Source organism: Chenggangzhangella methanolivorans (genome assembly GCF_042648545.1).
Lineage (GTDB): Bacteria > Pseudomonadota > Alphaproteobacteria > Rhizobiales > Methylopilaceae > Methylopila > Methylopila methanolivorans.
Window position 1 is genome coordinate 1335181 of the sequence record NZ_JBHRXS010000006.1, and the last position, 18240, is coordinate 1353420.

The 18240-nt window shown below is 69.7% G+C and carries 17 protein-coding genes; 7 read left to right on the forward strand and 10 right to left on the reverse strand.

What is annotated here, in order from left to right; genetic code table 11:
- Nucleotides 1–38 precede the first annotated feature (38 nt).
- Nucleotides 39–1487, forward strand: a complete 1449-nt coding sequence (locus tag ACFOWB_RS17830; protein ID WP_261403468.1) for an acetamidase/formamidase family protein — start codon at nucleotides 39–41, stop codon at nucleotides 1485–1487.
- A gap of 810 nt (nucleotides 1488–2297) precedes the next feature.
- Here ACFOWB_RS17830 and ACFOWB_RS17835 read toward each other — a convergent pair.
- Both ACFOWB_RS17835 and ACFOWB_RS17840 read right to left on the reverse strand, forming a co-directional pair.
- The gene (locus tag ACFOWB_RS17835; protein ID WP_261403469.1) at nucleotides 2298–3047 is read right to left on the reverse strand and encodes an SDR family NAD(P)-dependent oxidoreductase; all 750 of its coding nucleotides are present in this window, start codon (nucleotides 3045–3047) and stop codon (nucleotides 2298–2300) included.
- A 116-nt stretch (nucleotides 3048–3163) separates the two neighbouring features.
- A complete protein-coding gene (locus tag ACFOWB_RS17840; RefSeq protein ID WP_261403470.1) occupies nucleotides 3164–3460 on the reverse strand; it encodes an ArsR/SmtB family transcription factor in 297 nt (98 codons plus the stop codon).
- Nucleotides 3461–3599: 139 nt separating this feature from the next.
- Here ACFOWB_RS17840 and ACFOWB_RS17845 point away from each other — a divergent pair, with 139 nt between their 5' ends.
- The 6 genes from ACFOWB_RS17845 (at nucleotide 3600) to ACFOWB_RS17870 (ending at nucleotide 10266) form a co-directional block, all read left to right on the forward strand.
- A complete protein-coding gene (locus tag ACFOWB_RS17845) occupies nucleotides 3600–4280 on the forward strand; it encodes a GntR family transcriptional regulator (protein ID WP_378148612.1) in 681 nt (226 codons plus the stop codon).
- Nucleotides 4281–4506: 226 nt separating this feature from the next.
- Entirely contained in the window at nucleotides 4507–5649 is a 1143-nt protein-coding gene (locus ACFOWB_RS17850; RefSeq protein ID WP_261403472.1) for a BMP family ABC transporter substrate-binding protein, read from the forward strand.
- A complete protein-coding gene (locus tag ACFOWB_RS17855; RefSeq protein WP_261403473.1) occupies nucleotides 5646–6071 on the forward strand; it encodes a GlcG/HbpS family heme-binding protein in 426 nt (141 codons plus the stop codon). Before ACFOWB_RS17850 ends, ACFOWB_RS17855 begins: the two co-directional genes overlap by 4 nt.
- Nucleotides 6072–6347: 276 nt before the next feature.
- Nucleotides 6348–7751 carry a nucleobase:cation symporter-2 family protein gene (locus tag ACFOWB_RS17860; RefSeq protein ID WP_378148615.1) on the forward strand — a complete coding sequence of 468 codons (1404 nt, stop codon included), beginning with the start codon at nucleotides 6348–6350 and terminating at the stop codon, nucleotides 7749–7751.
- Nucleotides 7752–7761: 10 nt separating this feature from the next.
- On the forward strand, nucleotides 7762–9120 hold the full coding sequence (locus ACFOWB_RS17865; protein WP_261403474.1) for an 8-oxoguanine deaminase: 1359 nt from the start codon (nucleotides 7762–7764) through the stop codon (nucleotides 9118–9120).
- A gap of 270 nt (nucleotides 9121–9390) precedes the next feature.
- A complete protein-coding gene (locus tag ACFOWB_RS17870; RefSeq protein ID WP_261403475.1) occupies nucleotides 9391–10266 on the forward strand; it encodes a hypothetical protein in 876 nt (291 codons plus the stop codon).
- Nucleotides 10267–10526: 260 nt separating this feature from the next.
- Here ACFOWB_RS17870 and ACFOWB_RS17875 read toward each other — a convergent pair whose 3' ends face one another.
- The 8 genes from ACFOWB_RS17875 to biuH are packed head-to-tail and all read right to left on the reverse strand — an operon-like array spanning nucleotide 10527 to nucleotide 18226.
- A complete protein-coding gene (locus ACFOWB_RS17875; RefSeq protein ID WP_261403476.1) occupies nucleotides 10527–11189 on the reverse strand; it encodes a cysteine hydrolase family protein in 663 nt (220 codons plus the stop codon).
- 5 nt (nucleotides 11190–11194) lie between these two features.
- Nucleotides 11195–11590, reverse strand: coding sequence for an oxalurate catabolism protein HpxZ (gene hpxZ, locus ACFOWB_RS17880; protein ID WP_261403477.1), 396 nt, complete (start codon nucleotides 11588–11590; stop codon nucleotides 11195–11197).
- Nucleotides 11587–12939 carry an AtzE family amidohydrolase gene (locus ACFOWB_RS17885; protein WP_261403478.1) on the reverse strand — a complete coding sequence of 451 codons (1353 nt, stop codon included), beginning with the start codon at nucleotides 12937–12939 and terminating at the stop codon, nucleotides 11587–11589. Before ACFOWB_RS17885 ends, hpxZ begins: the two co-directional genes overlap by 4 nt.
- On the reverse strand, nucleotides 12936–13145 hold the full coding sequence (locus tag ACFOWB_RS17890; RefSeq protein WP_261403479.1) for a DUF4089 domain-containing protein: 210 nt from the start codon (nucleotides 13143–13145) through the stop codon (nucleotides 12936–12938). Before ACFOWB_RS17890 ends, ACFOWB_RS17885 begins: the two co-directional genes overlap by 4 nt.
- On the reverse strand, nucleotides 13145–14956 hold the full coding sequence (gene atzF, locus ACFOWB_RS17895; protein WP_261403480.1) for an allophanate hydrolase: 1812 nt from the start codon (nucleotides 14954–14956) through the stop codon (nucleotides 13145–13147). Before atzF ends, ACFOWB_RS17890 begins: the two co-directional genes overlap by 1 nt.
- Complete coding sequence (locus tag ACFOWB_RS17900; protein WP_261403481.1) at nucleotides 14956–16473, reverse strand: ABC transporter ATP-binding protein; 1518 nt, start codon at nucleotides 16471–16473, stop codon at nucleotides 14956–14958. The genes atzF and ACFOWB_RS17900 overlap by 1 nt, the downstream gene beginning before the upstream one ends.
- Nucleotides 16470–17525, reverse strand: a complete 1056-nt coding sequence (gene atzD / locus ACFOWB_RS17905; RefSeq protein ID WP_378148619.1) for a cyanuric acid amidohydrolase — start codon at nucleotides 17523–17525, stop codon at nucleotides 16470–16472. The genes ACFOWB_RS17900 and atzD overlap by 4 nt, the downstream gene beginning before the upstream one ends.
- Nucleotides 17525–18226, reverse strand: coding sequence for a biuret amidohydrolase (biuH, locus tag ACFOWB_RS17910; protein WP_378148621.1), 702 nt, complete (start codon nucleotides 18224–18226; stop codon nucleotides 17525–17527). The genes atzD and biuH overlap by 1 nt, the downstream gene beginning before the upstream one ends.
- Nucleotides 18227–18240 lie beyond the last annotated feature (14 nt).

The following is an 18240-nucleotide window of genomic DNA, read 5'->3' on the forward strand; positions in this document are numbered from 1 at the left end:
CGTCCGCCGACCCGATTTCACAGTAGCGAGAGCTGGCGATGTGCCAAGGCGACGACCCGTCCTGCCCGGAATTCGGGCTTCATTACGAGGCGTTGAAGCGCGACCTCGCCTCTGAAAGGCGCAGCTTCCTGAAATCGAGCTTCGTCGCTGCGGGCGGTCTCGCAGGCCTTGCGGCCGGCGGCATGTCGCTGGTGACGCCGGCGCTCGCGCAGGCGACCGCCGCCAAGGCCCCGGCGACGCGCAAGCACCATTACCTGCCCGCGAACGCCGACACGGTGCACTGGGGCTATTTTTCGAAGACGCTCAAACCCCGCGTCGAATGCGACTCTGGCGACATCGTCACCATCGAGACGCTGACCCACCACGCCAACGACGACGCCGAGCGCATGGTGCAGGGCGACGAAGGCGCGGAAAGCGTCTTCCTCTGGACCAAGGACAAGAAGGGCGTCGATCGCCGCGGCGCCGGCCCGACCGACCCCAAGGTCTATAAGAAAGGGTCGGGCGAAGGCCAAGGCGTCCACGTCATGACCGGTCCGGTCTATGTCCGCGGCGCCGAGCCCGGCGACGTGCTGGAGGTGCGCATCCTCGACTGCGCGCCCCGCGCCTGCGCCAACCCGGCCTTCAAGGGCAAGTCGTTCGGCTCCAACGCGGCCGCCTGGTGGGGCTACCACTACAACGACATGCTGGGCGGCCAGAAACGCGAGGTGGTGACGATCTACGAGGTCGACGCCTCCGGCGCGAAGAGCTGGGCGCAGGCGGTCTACAATTTCAAATGGGTGCCGCAGACCGACCCGTTCGGGGTGGAGCACGCCACGATCGACTATCCGGGCGTGCCGGTCGACCATTCGAAGACCGCGCGGAACTTCGACGTGCTGAAAGGTGTCAGGATCCCGATCCGCCCGCATTTCGGCACGCTGGGGCTCGCGCCCGCCGAGGTCGACTTCGTCGACACGATCCCGCCGAACTGGGTGGGCGGCAACATCGACAACTGGCGCATCGGCAAAGGCGCGACGATGTACTACCCCGTCGCGGTCGAAGGCGGGCTGCTCTCGGTCGGCGACCCGCATGCGAGCCAGGGCGACAGCGAGCTCTGCGGCACCGCGATCGAGTGCTCGCTGACCGGCGTGTTCCAGCTCATCCTGCACAAGAAGGCGGACCTCGCCGGCACGCCGCTCGAGGAGCTGAACTATCCGATGCTCGAGACCAAGGACGAGTGGCTCGTCCACGGCTTCTCCTTCGCCAATTATCTGAAGGAGCTCGGAAGCGACGCGCAGTCGGCGATCTACGGCAAGTCGTCGGTCGACCTCGCGATGCGCGACGCCTTCCGCAAGATGCGCCACTTCCTGATGACGACCCAGAAGCTCACCGAGGACGAGGCGGTGTCGCTGATGTCGATCGCGGTCGATTTCGGCGTGACGCAGGTGGTGGACGGCAACTGGGGCGTCCACGCCATCGTCAAGAAGGATCTGTTTGCAGGACGGGTCTGAGGCCGGGGCCAGAACTGGAAGGCGAGGCGGCGGCGAAGCGGCGACGCCCGCTTCGCCGCCGTCCACGCCCCTCATCCTGAGGAGGCCCGAAGGGCCGTCTCGAAGGACGCACAGCGGTCGATGCGTGCTTCGAGACGCAGGCCTTGCGGCCTGCTCCTCAGCACGAGGAAGGACGGAGGTTCTCGGAGGCGGCATTGGCGTTGGAGAAGAGGCGGCCGCGGACCTTCGGCTCCGTCCCTCTTCGCCATCCTCCACGCTCCTCATCCTGAGGAGGCCCGAAGGGCCGTCTCGAAGGACGCATCGACCGCTGTGCGTGCTTCGAGACGCAGGCCTTGCGGCCTGCTCCTCAGCATGAGGAAGGGCGGAGGTTCTCGGAGGCATTGGCGTTGGAGAAGAGTCGGCCGGGGACCTTCGGCTCTCTCCCTCTTCGCCATCCTCCACGCTCCTCATCCTGAGGAGGCCCGAAGGGCCGTCTCGAAGGACGCACAGCGGTCGCTGCGTGCTTCGAGACGCAGGCCTTGCGGCCTGCTCCTCAGCATGAGGAAGGACGGAGGTTTTCGGAGGCGTTGGCGCTGGAGAAGAGTCGGCCGGGGACCTTCGGCTCTCTCCCTCTTCGCCATCCTCCACGCTCCTCATCCTGAGGAGGCCCGAAGGGCCGTCTCGAAGGACGCACAGCGGTCGATGCGTGCTTCGAGACGCAGGCCTTGCGGCCTGCTCCTCGACATGAGGAAGCGTGAGGCGCGTCGACGGCGGCCGTATTGAAGCAGGCGCGGGCGGCCGGCTCGCGTCCTCCCCGACCCGCCCGCCCCGTCAGCGCGCGCCGCCCGAGGCGTTGATGGTCTGACCGGTGACCCAGCGCGAGGCGTCGGAGGCGAGGAACACCGCGACGTCGGCGATGTCGTCCGGCTGGCCGATCCGGCCGAGCGGGGTCTGGGCCACCATCTGCTTTTCGAGATCCGAGCCGATGACCCCGGCCGTATGCGTGCCCTCGGTCTCGACCGCGCCCGGGTTCAGCGAGTTCACGCGGATGTTGCGCGGTCCAAGCTCGGCCGCGAGGACGCGGCTCAGCACGTCCATCGCGCCCTTGGTGGCGCTGTAGACCGACGCGTTGGGCACCGCCACCTGGCTCGCGAGCGAGGAGACGTTGATCACCACGCCGCCGTCCGACCCGAACCGCTTGGCGGCCTCGCGCGTCGCAAGCAGCGCGCCCAGAACATTGATGTCGAAGTGTTTGTGGAAGTGCTCGGCCGTCACCTCTTCGAGCGGCGCGAACTGATAGATCCCGGCGTTGTTGACCAGGACGTCGGGCCGGCCGAAAGCCTTTTCGGTCTCCTCGAACAGGCGCAGGACGTCGGCCTCCTTCGAAACGTCGCCCTGGACGGCGACGGCCTTGCCGCCGGCCGCCGCAATGTCGGCCACCGCCTTGTCGGCGCCTGCCTTGTCGGACGCGTAGTTCACCACCACGGACGCACCGGCCTTGCCGAGGCTGCGCGCGATGGCCGCGCCGATGCCCTTGGAGGCGCCGGTGACGACGGCGGTCTTTCCAGTCAGTTCGCTCATTGGAGTTCCCTTTCGGCGAAATGTTTCGATAGTTAGGTAATTATCGAAACATATGCCGCAAGAGCGTCCGCCGTGATCGCCGGATCGAAACGCGGCCTGCGACGGCGCAGCCGCCGTCAGATCGCGGCGAGGCGCGCGAGATAGGCCGAGAGGCGGTCGCGATTGAGCGTGAGGATGGCGCAGCGGCCCTCGCGGGCGATCGAAATCAGCCCCGCGGTCTCCAGCTCCTTCATGTGATGCGACATGGTCGCGGCGCTGATGTCCTGCGTCTCGTGCAAAGCGGCGCAGGCCATCGGCTCCGACGCGGCGCCGAGCTGGCGCAGGATCTGGACGCGGCGCGGCTCCGCCAGCGCCCGCCCGATGCGGGTGAAGTCCTTGTCGGTCAGTTGGGCGGCGTCGTCAGCCTGGGCCATGGACGGAACATGGCGACGGCCGGCGCATCCGTCGAGGCCGCCGCCCTCACAAGTCCGCTGGGCGTCGTGCGCATGACGCACGCATCGCGTATACACGATGCGTCTGGCGGGCGACCCGCCGATCACTGTCCGGGAGACCATGGAGACGCCGACGCGAGCGGACGCAGCCTACGAGGCGCTGCGCCGGGCCATCATCGAGCAGGCGCTCGCCCCCGGCGCGAAGCTGCGCGAGGACGAGATCGGCGCGCATTTCGGCGTCAGCCGGACGCTGGCGCGCGCTGCGCTGTCGCGGCTCCAGTCCGAGGGGCTCGTCGACGCGCAGCGCAAGCGGGTGGCGACCGTGGCCTCACCGAGCGTCGAGGAGGCCCGAGCGATCTTCGAGGTCCGCCGCTGCCTCGAGCGCGAGACGGTGCGGCTCGTCGTCGAGCGCTGGTCGCCCGAGATGGCGGCGCGCCTCCTCGCCCATGTCGACGAGGAGGACGAGGCCGCCCGCCGGGGCGACGCGGCCGCCGCCGGCCGGCTCGCCGGCGAGTTCCACATCGTCCTGGCGGGGCTCACCGGCAATCCGCTGCTCGCGCGCTACGTCTCGGAAGTGGTCTCGCGAAGTTCGCTCATCCTCGCCGTTCACGGCCGGCCGCATCAGTCCGACTGCGCGACCGCCGAGCATCGCGGCGTGATCGCGGCGCTGGCGGCCCGAGACGCGGACCGCGCCGCAGCCTTGATGGCGGCCCATCTCGCCGCCGTGACGGCGCGGGCGCTTCCCGAAACGCCCACGGCGCCCGCGACGCTTTCGGACGTGCTCGCACGCTACGCCGGCTGAGCGCCCTCGCATCCGCGGACCGCCCGGCGCCGCATCTTTGCGCCGTTTGGAAGCCCCGGCGCCCATAATGTATTCTTGCGTTGCGCCATCACGTATACATGATTTCGGTCATGGGTTGGCGTGGGGGTGAATGAAGGCAGCGCGCCGCATCGGCGACGCCGGTCCCTCCCCCTTCCGCCGACCGCGACGCCGCCATGACGGCGGCCGCAGACGCCAGGAGCGCGCGATGACCGATGCGCATGAGCCTCGCCTGACCTCACGCGGCCTCGACCGCCGCTCTCTCCTGATCGCCAGCGGCGGCGCGACGCTGGCCGCCGCCGCAGGCCTGCGCCCGGCACCCGTCCGCGCGGCCGAGAATCTCGTCGTGGGCGTCGTTTATGTCGGCCCGCGCGACGACTTCGGCTGGAACCAGTCGCACGCGAGCGCCATCGCCGCGCTGAAGGCGACGCCTGGCGTCAAGGTGCTCGAGGAGGAGCGCGTTCCGGAGTCGATCGACGTCGTGAAGACGATGGAGTCGATGATCGAGCTCGACGGCGCGAAGCTCATCTTCGGCACCTCGTTCGGCTACTTCAATCCGTTCATGATCGAGCTGGCGAAGAAGTATCCGGACGTGCAGTTCCGGCACCCGACGACGCTCTGGAGCGCCGACAAGCACCCGAAGAACCTCGGCGGCTACTTCGCCTCGCTCGACCAGGCGCACTACGCTTCGGGCGTCGCCGCGGGCCTGTCGTCGAAGTCCGGCAAGCTCGGCTTCATCGCGGCAAAACCCATCAGCATCGTGCTGCGCTCGGTCAACCAGTTCACGCTCGGCGCCCGCAAGGCCAATTCGAACGCCACCGTGAGGCTCGCGGTCACCGGCGAGTGGTCGCTGCCGGTGCGCGAGGCCGAGATGGCCAACTCGCTGATCGACCAGGGCTGCGATCTGATCGCCTGCCATGTCGACAGCCCCAAGATCATCGTGCAGACCGCCGAGGCGCGCGGCGTGAAGTCCTGCGGCCACAACGCCTCCCAGGCCTCGCTCGCGCCCAAGGGCTTCGTCACCGGCGCGGAGCTCAAATACGAGACGATCTACAAGGGCTTCGCCGAGCTTCTGGCGAGCGGCAAGCCGCTGCCGAACGTCGCCGTGGGCGGCTTCGACAAGGACATGGTGCGCCTCACGCCCTACGGTGCCGGCGCGACCGAGGAGGCGCGGAAGGCCGCCGAAGCCGCGATCGCCGAGCTTGCGGCCGGAAAGCCGATCTATGTCGGCCCGATCAAGGACAACAAGGGCGCGACGATCGTGGCCGCTGGCCAGACCCTCGGAAACTACGCGCCGGAGCTCGACGCCACCGCCTTCCTGGTCGAGGGCGTGCAAGGCTCTCTGGCGTGAGCGGAGACCCCTTTCGTCCCGCGCGAAAGATCACCCATGCCGGCGCGCTCGCGATGATCGCAGCGGCGGTCGCGGAGGCGACGCGCCTCGGCGCCCCCGTCAACGTCGTGGTGGTGGACGAGAGCGGCGTCGACCTCGCCTTCGTGCGCATGGACGGGGCGAAGTTCCTGTCGATCGAGACGGCCCGCGCCAAGGCCCAGACGTCGGCCTCGCACCGGCGGCCGAGCACGCGGATCCCGGCCGACATCGCCACCGGCCTCGCCTTCGCATCGGGCGGGCGCATCACCGACATGGCGGGCGGCCTGCCGGTCTTCATCGACGGGGCGTGCGTCGGCGGGATCGGGATCGGGTCGGCCTCGGACGAGGACGACATCGCGATCGCCCGCGCGGCGCTCGCGGCCGTGGGAGCCGACGAGGTCTGAGCGGCGAGGCGCCGTGGACTTGCGGACTGCGTGCTTCGAGACGCCCGCCAGAAGGCGGGCCACTCGGCATGAGGGCTGTCGAGGGCTCCAGCCATCGGAAGGCTCGTCCCGCAACCCGCAAACCTCCCTCATGCTGAGGAGCCGCGCGCAAGCGCGGCGTCTCGAAGCACGCAGTCCGGTCCCGTGGGCGTTCCCCTGGTCCCGGACCAAGCCCGCGCCGACGACTGGCACGCGGCTTGAATCCTCACGGGACAGTGAGGTCACGAGGGGTCCGGCATGTCGTCAGCAGTCCATCCGGTCGACGAGACCTTTCCGGCCCCGCGGCTGATCACGCTCGGGTTGCAGCACGTGCTGGTGATGTACGCCGGCGCGGTCGCGGTGCCGCTCATCATCGGGCGCGCGCTGAAGCTGCCGCCCGAGGACGTCGCCTTCCTCATCAGCGCGGACCTCTTCGTCTGCGGGCTCGCGACGCTTTGCCAATCGCTCGGCTTCAGGGGCGTGGGCGTCCGCCTGCCGGTGATGATGGGCGTCACCTTCGCCTCCGTCGGCCCGATGCTGTCGATGGCGACGGTTCCCGAGATCGGCATCCTGGGCATCTACGGCTCGGTGATCGCCGCCGGCGTCTTCGGCGTGCTCGTCGCGCCCTTCGTCAGCCGGCTGCTGCCGCTGTTCCCGCCGGTCGTCACCGGCACGATCATTCTCGTGATCGGCGTCTCGTTGATGCGGGTGGCGATCAACTGGGCGGGCGGCGGCCTGCCGACCATCACCAAGGCGGTGCCCGGCGAGGCGTTTCCGGGCGCTTTCCCCAACCCCGCCTACGCCCAGACGCTCGGGCTCTGCGTCGCGCTCTTCACGCTGCTCGTGATCCTTGGCCTCATCCGCTGGGGCGCGGGTTTCATCGCCAACATCGCGGTGCTGCTCGGCATCGTGGCGGGCGCGGCGCTGTCGGCCGCGCTCGGCCTCATGCATGTCGAGAAGGTCGCGACCGCCTCATGGGGCGCCTTCATAACGCCCTTCCATTTCGGCCTGCCGCAGTTTCACCTCGTGCCGATCCTGACCATGTGCCTCGTGATGCTGGTCGTGATGATCGAGTCGCTCGGCATGTTCCTCGCGCTCGGCCAGATCACGAACAGGCCGCTCGACCAGAAAGACCTGACGCGGGGCCTGCGCGCCGACGGCGTCGGGACGATCCTCGGCGGGGTGTTCAACACCTTCCCCTACACGTCCTTCTCCCAGAACGTCGGGCTCGTGGGCGTCACGGGGGTCAAGTCGCGCTGGGTGACGGTCACGGGCGGGGCGATCATGATCGTGCTCGGCCTCCTGCCGAAGGTCGCCGCGCTGGTCGAGGCCATCCCCCAGCCCGTGCTCGGCGGGGCGGGCGTCGTGATGTTCGGCATGGTGGCGGCGACGGGCGTGCGCATCCTGAAGAACGCCGATTTCGAGACCAACCGCTTCAACACCTTCGTGGTGGCGATCTCGGTCGGCTTCGGCATGATCCCGATGGTGGCGCCGAATTTCTTCCGGAACCTGCCGGATGCGCTCCATCCGCTGCTGGAGTCCGGCATTCTGCTCGCCGCCGTCGTCTCGGTGCTGCTCAACCTGTTCTTCAACGGGTTCGGGAGCGCCGAGGACGCCCGGGCCCACGCGGCCTCGGCGGCTGCGACGGCCGAGCACGTGTGAGGTTCCTGGCTTGCCGACCCTTCTGATCCGCCGCGCCGACGTGCTCGTCACCATGGACGACGGGCGGCGCGAAATCGCCGACGGGGCGCTGTTCGCCCGCGACGGGGTGATCGAACAGGTCGGGACGACCGCCGAGCTTCCGCAGACCGCCGACCGCGTGATCGACATGGCGGGCCGCGTCGTGACGCCCGGCCTCGTCAACACCCACCACCACCTCTACCAGAACCTCACCCGCGTGGTCCCGGCCGCGCAGGACGCGCTGCTGTTCGGCTGGCTGAAGACGCTCTACCCGATCTGGGGCCGAATGGGCCCGGAGCACATCCGCGCCTCGACCACCATTGGCCTGATGGAGCTCGCCGAGACCGGCTGCACCACGAGCTCCGACCACCTCTACATGTTTCCGAACGGCGCGCGGCTCGACGATTCCATCGAGGCCGCGACCGGGATCGGCCTGCGCTTCCACGCGACCCGTGGCTCGATGAGCATCGGGGAGTCGAAGGGCGGCCTGCCGCCCGACGCGCTGGTGGAGGACGAGGCCGCCATCCTCCGCGACTGCCGCCGCGTGATCGAGACGTTCCACGACCCCTCACGGTTCGCGATGGTCCGGGTCGGCGTCGCGCCCTGCTCGCCGTTTTCGGTGAGTCGCGAACTGATGCGGGACTCCGCGGAGCTCGCCCGAAGCTACGGCGTCGGCATGCACACCCATCTCGCCGAGAACGTCGAGGACGTGGCCTATTCGCTGGAAAGGTTCGGCGTGCGCCCGGGGGCCTATGCCGAGGCGCTCGGCTGGTGCGGGCCTGACGTCTGGCACGCCCACTGCGTCCAGCTCGACGCCGAGGAGATCGGCCTCTTCGCCCGCTCCGGCACGGGCGTCGCGCACTGCCCCTGCTCCAACATGCGGCTCGGCAGCGGCGTCGCGCCGGTGCGCGAGATGATGGCGGCGGGCGTCAGCGTCGGGCTCGGCGTCGACGGCTCGGCCTCGAACGACAGCGGCCACATGCTCGCCGAAGCGCGGCAGGCGCTGCTGCTCCAGCGCGTCGCCAAGGGCGGCGCGGCGCTCACCGCCCGGCAGGCGCTCGAACTCGCGACGCTCGGCGGCGCGAAGGCGCTCGGGCGCGACGACATCGGCGCGCTCGCGCCGGGCAAGGCCGCCGACGTCTCGGCCTTCGACCTTTCCGACGTCGCCTTCGCGGGCGCGCAATGGGACCCGGTCGCGGCGCTCGTCTTCTGCGGTCCGGCGCGCGCCGACCTGACGGTGGTCAACGGCCGCGTGGTGGTCGAGCGCGGCCGCTGCGTTACGGTCGACCGTGAGATGGCGCTCGAACGCCATGCAGCGCTCGCCCGCGCGCTGATCCATGACTCGCATTAAGGCGCCGGCTTGCACCAACTGCGCGTCCGCCGGCCGGTATTGATCAAAGATCGATCAAGTCACGTCTTCTCGCGCCTCTTTTCACGCCACTGTGTACCCTCGGATACACTTGCGAACGACTACAGCTTTCACGTCCTCGTCATATTGACCGTCCGGTTCGGTCATGTGACTCTCGTCGAAGCATCGGGGGTCGATGTAATTCGAGACGAAAGCCGCGCGCAAAATCTTGCGCGGGTGCGGCGAACTACGCTCGACGGGGAGCCTTGTGACATGACGCGTCTTTGGAATTCGAGCAAATCCTTCGCCGACCTGAAGTCCTGGACGCTCGGCGCCGTCGCCGCTGCGGTCCTGGCCGGCGGCGCGACCTCGGCGGTCGCGGCCGACATGGCCGAACCCGCTCCCGCGACGCCCGCGCCCTTCACCTTCTCGACCACCGAAATCCAGTTCCAGCTCGGCCGGCTGAAGAACCCCTTCGCGCCGGGCGGCGACCCGAACTACACCCCCATCGTCACGCTGCAGCACGCCTCCAGCTGGGTGTTCGGCGACGTGTTCTTCTTCATCGACTTCCTCGACGACAACAAGCGCGACGGCTTCAACGACAAGGACGCCTACGGCGAATTCTACGCCTACTTCTCGTCCTCGAAGCTGCTCGGCGTGAACTACGGCGACGGCATCATCAAGGACGTCGGCGTGGTGGCGGGCATCAACGCCGACGCCGACGCCAACTATCGCAGCTACCTCCCCGGCATCTATGTCGACTGGAAGGTTCCGGGCTTCGCGTTCTTCCGCACCCAGTTCACCGCCGTGCTCGACGACAGCGACCACAAGGGGCCGAACGGGCGCCAGAAGGACGGCTGGCAGTTCGACAACTCCTTCGCCGCGCCGTTCGAGATCGCCGGCCAGTTCTTCAGCTTCGAGGGCCACTGGGAATATACGTGGAACGTCGAAACCAACATCGACGGCTTCAAGATCAAGCAGAAGGACTGGTTCCTCGCCCAGCCGCAGCTGCGTTGGGACGCCGGCTACGCGATCACCGGCAAGAAGGACGTGTTCTTCCTCGGCACCGAATACCAGCTCTGGGTCAACAAGCTCGGCTCGAAGGTCGACGAGAGCCGCTTCCAGGCGCTTGCGGTGCTGCGCTTCTGATCTTTCCTCCCTCTCTCCGGGTTTCCTCCCAAACTTGAACATGGCCGGCGACAGGTTCGCCGGCCATTTTTTATGCCTCGGCCTGGGGGAGAAGAGAGCCGCCGGCCCACCGGACGCACCGCCGTCATGCCCGGCAAAGCCGGGTATCCACGATTTCGGCTGTCGCCGCGCGCTTTTGACCAAGTCGTGAATGCCCGCGCGAAGGCGCGGGCACGACGGCGGGGGCTCCAACGGAACAACGGCTTACGAGGGAGAGCGCCTCACGCCATCGCGGCGATCGCGGCCCCGGAGCTCGACACCCAGCCGAAGATGCCGCCCTGCGCCTTGATCATCCGGAGCCCCATCTCGTGGAACTCGGGGAAATAGGACGCGCAGCAGTCCGAAAGCGCGACGCAGCGATAGCCGCGGTCGTTGGCTTCGCGGATCGTGGTGTTGACGCAGACCTCCGTCGTCACGCCGCAGACCAGCAGCGTGTCGACGCCGCGGTTCCTCAGCATCAGTTCGAGATCGGTCTGGTAGAAGGCGCCCTTGCCGGGCTTGTCGATCACCGGCTCGCCGGGCGCGGGTCTGAGCGCCGCGATGATGTCGTGGCCGGCCTCGCCGCGGATCAGGATGCGGCCCATCGGGCCTTGCGCGCCGATCCTGAGGCTCGGCTCGCCGCGCTCCACCTTGGCCTTGGGCGCGTCCGAGAGGTCGGGACGGTGCCCCTCGCGGGTGTGGATCACCAGCATTCCGGCGGCGCGCGCCGCGGCCAGCACCGCCTGGCAGGGCGCGATCGCGGCCTCAAGCAGCGAGATGTCGTTGCCCAGCGTCTCACCGAAGCCGCCGGGCTCGAGGAAATCGCGCTGCATGTCGATGATGACGAGCGCGGTTCTTCCAAGGTCCACCGCGATCGGCTGCGGCTCCGCGTCGATCGTCACCATCGCCCTTACTCCTCGTCGATGACGCTGACATGGGCGGAGACCACCCGCCAGCCGTCGGGAAACCGCGCCCAGGTCTGGCTCTGGCGGCCGATCTTGCCGGGCGCGTTCTCGCGCCGGAACAGCGTGTTGGCGACCGCGAAGTCGCGGCCGTAGGTGGTGATCTGCGTGCGCTCGAGCGTGCGGTCGAGCCCCTTCGAGGACCGGCCGCGGCGGAAGGCGCGGATCTCGTCCATGCCGTAGAGGTTCTCGGTCGCGCCGTAGCGGAGCGTGCGGGGATCGTCGCGGAACAGCGCCTCGAGCGTCGCGACGTCGTTGCCGGTCAGCGCCGCCTCATAGGTCGCGAAGGCCTTTTCGACCTCGGCCTTCACCTCGGGAATGTCGATCTCGGACTCGATGCTCACAGCTTCGCCTTTCGGAATTCGGCCACGCCGGCCGCCTCGAGCGCGCGGGCGACGCGCAACGCGTCGGCCTCCCGCCAGGGCGCCGCGATGATCTGCACGCCGAGCGGCAGGCCCTCGTCAAGAAAGATCGGCGCGCAGGCGACCGGCAGGCCGATGAAGGAGATCGGCTGGGTGTAGACGCCGAGATTCGGCCGCACGGGCAAGGTCACGCCGTCGAGCGTGAAGGTCTTCTGACCGAGCGCCGGGGCCCGGCAGGGGGTCGACGGCGCGAGCAGGATGTCGACCGTCTCAAACACGCGCGCCGCTTCTTGCGCGAACCAGCGCCGGAAGCGCTGGGCCTTGGCCACATAGGCCGACGGGATCGTCGCGCCGGCGATCAGCCGGTCGCGCACCGCGGGGTCGAACTCGTCCGGGCGCGCGCGCAGGCGCTCGAGGTGAAGCGCCGCGCCTTCGGTCGCGGTGATGAGATAGGCCGCGGCGCGGGCGCGGGCGGCCTCGGGAAACTCGACCACCGCTTCGGCCCCGAGACAGGCCGCGGCGCGCGCCACCGCCTCGAAGCACTCCGCCTCGCCGCCGCGCGCGAAATGGCCGCCGAGCGTGGCGATCCGGAGATCCGCGAAGCCGGCGTCGAGCGACGGAGCCGCGGGTTCCGGCGCGCGCGTCGTGGTGGCGGGATCCTCGGCGTCCGGCCCCTGCATGGCGTCGTAGGCGCGCGCCAGAAGATCGGTCGAGCGCGCGATTGGACCGAGATGGTCGAGGCTCTGCACGAAGGGGAAGGTTCCGGCGCGGGTGAGCCGTCCGTACGTCGGCTTCAGGCCGAAGCAGCCGCAGAGCGCCGAGGGCACCCGGATCGAACCGTTGGTGTCGGAGGCGAGCGCGACATCGACCAATCCGGCCGCCACCGCCGCGCCCGACCCGCCCGACGAACCGCCCGACATGCGCGTGAGGTCATGGGGATTTCGCGAGGGCCCGTCGTGAATGTTTTCACCTGTAAAGTCATAGGCGTATTCGCCCATGTTGAGAGCGCCGGTGAGGATCGCCCCCGCCGCCTCCATGCGCGTCAGAAGAGCGGCGTCGCGGGTCGCACGCGCACGGTCGCGGTTGATCCTTGAGCCCGCGCGGGTCGGGAGCCCTTCGACGTCAAAGAGATTCTTGACCGCGAAGGCGACGCCCGCAAGCGCGCCCGAATTGGCGCCGGCGTCGAGCGCGCGCGCGGCGGAGAGCGCACGCTCGGCCGTCACGTCGGTGAAGGCGCCGACGCGCCCGTCGAGCGCGTCGATCCGGGCGAGCGCGGCGGCGGCCGCTTGCTCCGCGGGGCCGGGCTCGGGTCTGGCGGCGGCCAGGCTCACGCGGCGCCTCCCGGAGCGATCGGCGCGAAGATCGGCGCGGGCTCCATCTCGTCCTCGAGCGGAAAGGCGTCGACGAGCCGCGCCGCGGTCACGGTCACGCCAAGATGGGCGAGCACGGAGGCGCGCCATTGGGGCGCGACCCGAAGGCCGAGCAGCGCGGCGGCGGCGTCGAGATGCGCTTCGAGCGCGGCGGCGTCGTCGGCCATCACGCCGCCGCCCGCTTGCGCTGGTAGGCGCGCCAGCCGCCGAACGAGGTGATGTCCTCCGCCCCGTCCGTGGCGATCGCCTCCGCGAGGAAGCCGAGCGCCGTCGATCCGTCGGCGAGGCGCAGCGTCCCGAAGCCGAGCGGCGCCGGAACGCCCGCGATGAACGGTCCGACATTGGCCGACGGCAGCGCCCAGATCTCGGTCGCGATCGCAGCGCCCGCGCCTTCCGCGACGCGCACGAGGCCTGGCCTCGCGACCTTTCCGGGCAACGCATAGAGCCGGTAGCAGGGCGCGGCGTCGATCGCCCGCAGGAAGCGCCCGCCGAGCCGAGTGAGCTCGCCGTTGAGCGCCATGCCGGAAAGATGCGCGCCCACCACCACGATCGCGGTCTCGTCGGGCGCGGGAGCCGGCGCGCGATCGGGCGCGGCCGGAGCCGGCAGGCCGAGCGCGCCGAGCGGCGTTTCGCCCATGGCGTGGAGCCGCTCTCCGATCGCGGCGAGACGCGCGTCGGCGCCTGCCGCGCCGATCAGCGTGACGCCGGCCGGCAGCCCGTCGGGCCGCGGGCGGCCGGGAACCGCGAGAGCGCAGAGATCCATCAGGTTCACGAAGTTGGTGTAGGCGCCGAACTCGCTGTTGAGCCCGACCGGATGGGCCGAGACCTCGGCCACGGTGCGGGGCCGCGGATAGGTCGGCACGAGCAGGCAGTCGACGGAGCCGAGCGGGCCCGAGAGCGCGCGCCTCATCGCCGCGAGTTCATACATGCCGCCGAAGGCGTGGCCGGCGTCGAAGCGGCGCGCGCCCTCGATGATCTGGCGCGTCACCGGATGGATGTCGTCGGCGTTGGTCTCGATGAAGCCGCGGATCGCCTCCTGCCGCTCGGCGACGAAGGGTCCGCTGTAGAGCAGCCCCGCGACCGCGAAGAACGGCTCGAAGTCGAGTTCGACGATCTCGCCGCCGAGCGCCGCGACGTCGGCGAGCGTCGCCTCGTAGGCGGCCTCTGCCGCGGGGTCGCCCCCGAAGCTGCGGGTCTGGGGCGTCGGGACGCCGACGCGAAACTTCGGCGGGGCCAAGCCGACCGGCGCGGTCCGGACGTCGCGCGAGAACGGGTCGGAGGGTTCGAAGCCCGCCATCGCGGAGAAGGCCGCATAGGCGTCGTCGACCGACAGCGCGAAGACCGAGACGCAGTCGAGCGACTTGCAGGCGGGCACGACGCCCTTGGTCGGGATCGCGCCGACGGTCGGTTTCAGCCCCACGATGTTGTTGAGCCCTGCCGGCACGCGGCCGGAGCCGGCGGTGTCGGTGCCGAGCGCGAAGGCGACGAGTCCCTTGGCCACCGCCACCGCGGAGCCCGAGCTCGATCCGCCGGGCACGAGCGACGGATCGACGGCGTTGAGCGGGACAGGATAGGGCGTCCGAAGGCCGACGAGCCCGGTGGCGAACTGGTCGAGATTGGTCTTGCCGACGATGAGCGCGCCAGCCGCCTTCAGCCGGGAGACCGCGACCGCGTCTTCCGCCGCGCGATAGGCGAAGGCGGGGCATGCGGCGGTGGTCTCGAGGCCTGCGACGTCGATGTTGTCCTTCACCGCGACGGGAACGCCCCAGAGCGCCCGCCCGTCCGGCGTCGCGCCGAGCGCCTCTGCGGCCGCGCGGAGGGCGGCGCGGTCGGCGAGCGAGATGAAGATCCCGGGATCCCCGCAGGCCTCGATGCGGGCGAAGACCTCGTCTACGACGTCGGCCGGCGTCGTCCCGCCGGCGTAGGCTGCGGCGAGCGAGGCGAGGTCGAGGCCAAGCCCTTCGAGCGGGCGCGCCATCAGTGATGCCCCGCCATGTGCTCGCCGATGACATGGACGTCGGCGCTCGCGATCGGCGTCTCGTAGACCAGCGCCCCGTCGGACATCACGAGGATGCGGTCGGAGAGCTCCATCAGCTCGTCGAGATCCTCCGACATCAGCAGCACCGCCGCGCCGCCATTGCGGGCTTTCATGATGCGGGCGCGAATCTCGGCCACCGCCGCGAAATCGAGCCCGAAGCAGGGGTTGGAGACGATCAGCAGATCGACCTCCCCGGTCAGTTCGCGCGCCAGCACCGCGCGCTGCACGTTGCCGCCCGACAGAGACTGGATCGGCGAGGACAGCGACGCGGTCTTCACCTTGAACTGCTCGATGAGCTTCGTGGCGTAGGTCCGGATCGCGCGGGCGCTGATCCAGGCGACCGGCTTGCCGTCCTTGTTGAGGTCAAAGGTGCGGAACGAGATGTTCTCCGCCACCGTCATCCTGGGCGCGCAGGCGTTGCGCAGCGGCTCTTCCGGGATGAAGCGGACGTTGAGCTTGCGCGACTGCTCGCGGGTCGAGGCGTAGGGCGCGGCCTTCACCGCCACCTCGCCGGCCTCGCGCGCCCGCTGGCCGGCCAGCACCTCGAGAAACTCTTTCTGGCCGTTGCCCGAAATCCCGGCGATCCCCACGATCTCGCCGGACCGCACCGTCAGCCCGTCGACCGCGATCGACTTCAGGCCGGTGCGGTCCTTGGCCTTCAGCGCGGTGACGGTGAGCACGGGCTTGGCGTCGGCGGGCGTCGCGGAGCGGCTGTCGAGCGCCGCGATCGGCTGGTCGCCGATCATCATGGCGGCCATCTTCTTGCGGTCGAGCTCGCCGAGCGAGCCCGAGCCGGTGCGTTTGCCCTTCCGCAGAACCGTGACGTCGTCGCAGAACGACGTCACCTCGTGGAACTTGTGGCTGATCATCAGCACGGTGAGGTCGCCGGCCTTCGTCATGCCGCGCACGAGGCCGAGCATCTCCTCTGCCTCGTTGGGCGTCAGCACCGAGGTCGGCTCGTCGAGCACGATGAAGCGGCGGCCGAGATAGAGCTGCTTGACGATCTCGAGCTTCTGCTTCTCGCCGGCCGCAAGCGAGGCGACCGGAACGTCGAGCGGGATGCGGAACGGCATCGTGGTCATGAAGTCGGCGAGGTCGCGGCGCTCCTTGCGCCAGTCGATGATCTTCGGGGCGTTCTCGCGCGAGATCACGAGGTTCTCCGCGCCGGTCAGCGAAGGCACCAGCGTGAAGTGCTGATAGACCATGCCGAGCCCGAGCCGGTCGGCGTCCTTCGGGCTCGCGATCACGGCTTCCTTGCCGTCGACGAGCATCTGGCCCGAAGTCGGCGTGTAGAAGCCCATCATGCATTTGACGAGGGTCGACTTGCCCGCGCCGTTCTCGCCGAGCAGCGCGTGGAACGAGCCCGCCGGGACCTTGACCGAGACGTCGTCCAGCGCCGTGAAGGCGCCGAAGCGCATCGTCATGCTAACGGCTTCGACCGAAACGGCTGTGCTCATGGCTGGCTCCTGTCCAGAATGATCGCGACCGGGCCGCCGCCGGGCGGCCCCTGATGCTCGGCGCCGCCGGAGACGTAGATTTCCGTCTCGCCGAAATATCCCGCCAGCGCGCCGCCAACGAAGGCGCGGGCGTGGCGGGTGGAGGAGATGTCCGAGTCGTCGAGCATGACGTGCCGGCGCCCGCGCATCCGGCCCGTCGGATCGGCCTCGGCCTTGGCGAGCGCGGCGACCAAGATCCCCTCGCCCATCCGCTCGCGCGCCTCGCGAACCGAGGCCACGTCGATCGCGTCGCCCATCACCGCATGGTCGATCGCGAGCGGGCCGGACCAGCCCTCCCCCATGCCGAGCACCACGATCTCGTGGCCCCCGAGCTCGACGCCGGCCGACGCCGAGGCGCGGCCGGAAAACAACCCGTAGTTCCGGCAGACGTCCGCGTCCCCGATCTCGTCCGCCGCGACCTCGCCGAGCGCGACCGCGACGCCGAGCGCCGAGGCTCCGCGCGACAGGCCCATGGACTTCAGCGTGTCGCCGGTCGCGGTCGTGACGCCCCGTCGGGAGGCCTCCTCGACGCGCGCGGCGGTCAGCAGCGGGCATTTCACCTGCACGAAATGGACGTCGTCCGCGGTTTCGACCCCGGCGTCCGCCATCGCCTTGGCGACGCCCTCTGCCACCATCTCGACTTGGCCCCGCCGCCCGAGGTCTTCGGGCGCAAGATCCGCTGTCCGGGCGATCCCGACCGCGAGCGCGCGGGTGGGCTCTTCGTCGCTCGCCTCACGCGCGAACACCGTCCAGTGGGGCGACAGCGCGCCTTCCGTACCGCCCGACATCACGATCGCGACGTCTCCCGCTCCGCGGCGGGCGAACAGGTCCTCGAAGCAGCGCGTGGCGAAGCCGCGGGTGAAGTCGTTGACGCAGCCGTTGCCTTCCGTCTTGCCGAGCACCGCGACGACCGAAGCCAGATCGAGCCCGGCGTCGAACAGCGCCTCGACGCCCGAGACGTCGTCCGGGCTGGCCGCCGCCACCCGTTTCACCACGGCGCGCATCGACGCCATCAGGCGATCGCCCGGATGAAGGCGTCCGAAGTCGCGACCGTCCCGAACACGCCGCCCTGCATCTTGATCATCTTGAGCGCGGCCTCGTGATTGCCCCTGTCGGTCGCGGCGCAGCAGTCCTCCAGCATCACGCATTCGAAGCCGCGATCGTTGGCCTCGCGCATGGTGGTGTGGACGCAGACGTCGGTGGTGACGCCCGCCAGCACGATGTTGTCGATGCGGCGCTGTTTGAGGATCAGCTCGAGGTCGGTCGCGCAGAACGAGCCCTTGCCGGGCTTGTCGATGATCGGTTCGCCCTCGACCGGGTAGAGCTCGGGGATGATGTCCCAGCCGGGCTCGCCGCGCACGAGGATGCGGCCGCAGGGCCCCGCGTCGCCGATGCCCGCGCCGAATTGGCGCGAGCGCCAGCGCTTGTTCTCGGGAAGGTCCGCGAGGTCCGGGCGATGGCCCTCGCGGGTGTGGAAGATGTGGTAGCCGCCGGCCCGCATCGCGGCGAGCAGGCGCTTGATCGGTTCGATCGGCGCGCGGGTGAGGCTGAGGTCGTAGCCCATGCCGTCCACATAGCCGCCGGGCGCGCAGAAGTCGGTCTGCATGTCGATGACGATGAGCGCGGTGTTCTCCGGCCTCAGGTCGCCGTTGTAGGGCCACTTGTAGGGCTCGGCCTCGACGAAACGCTGGTCGACGCGGGCGTGCATGTTCATGGAACCTGCTCCGG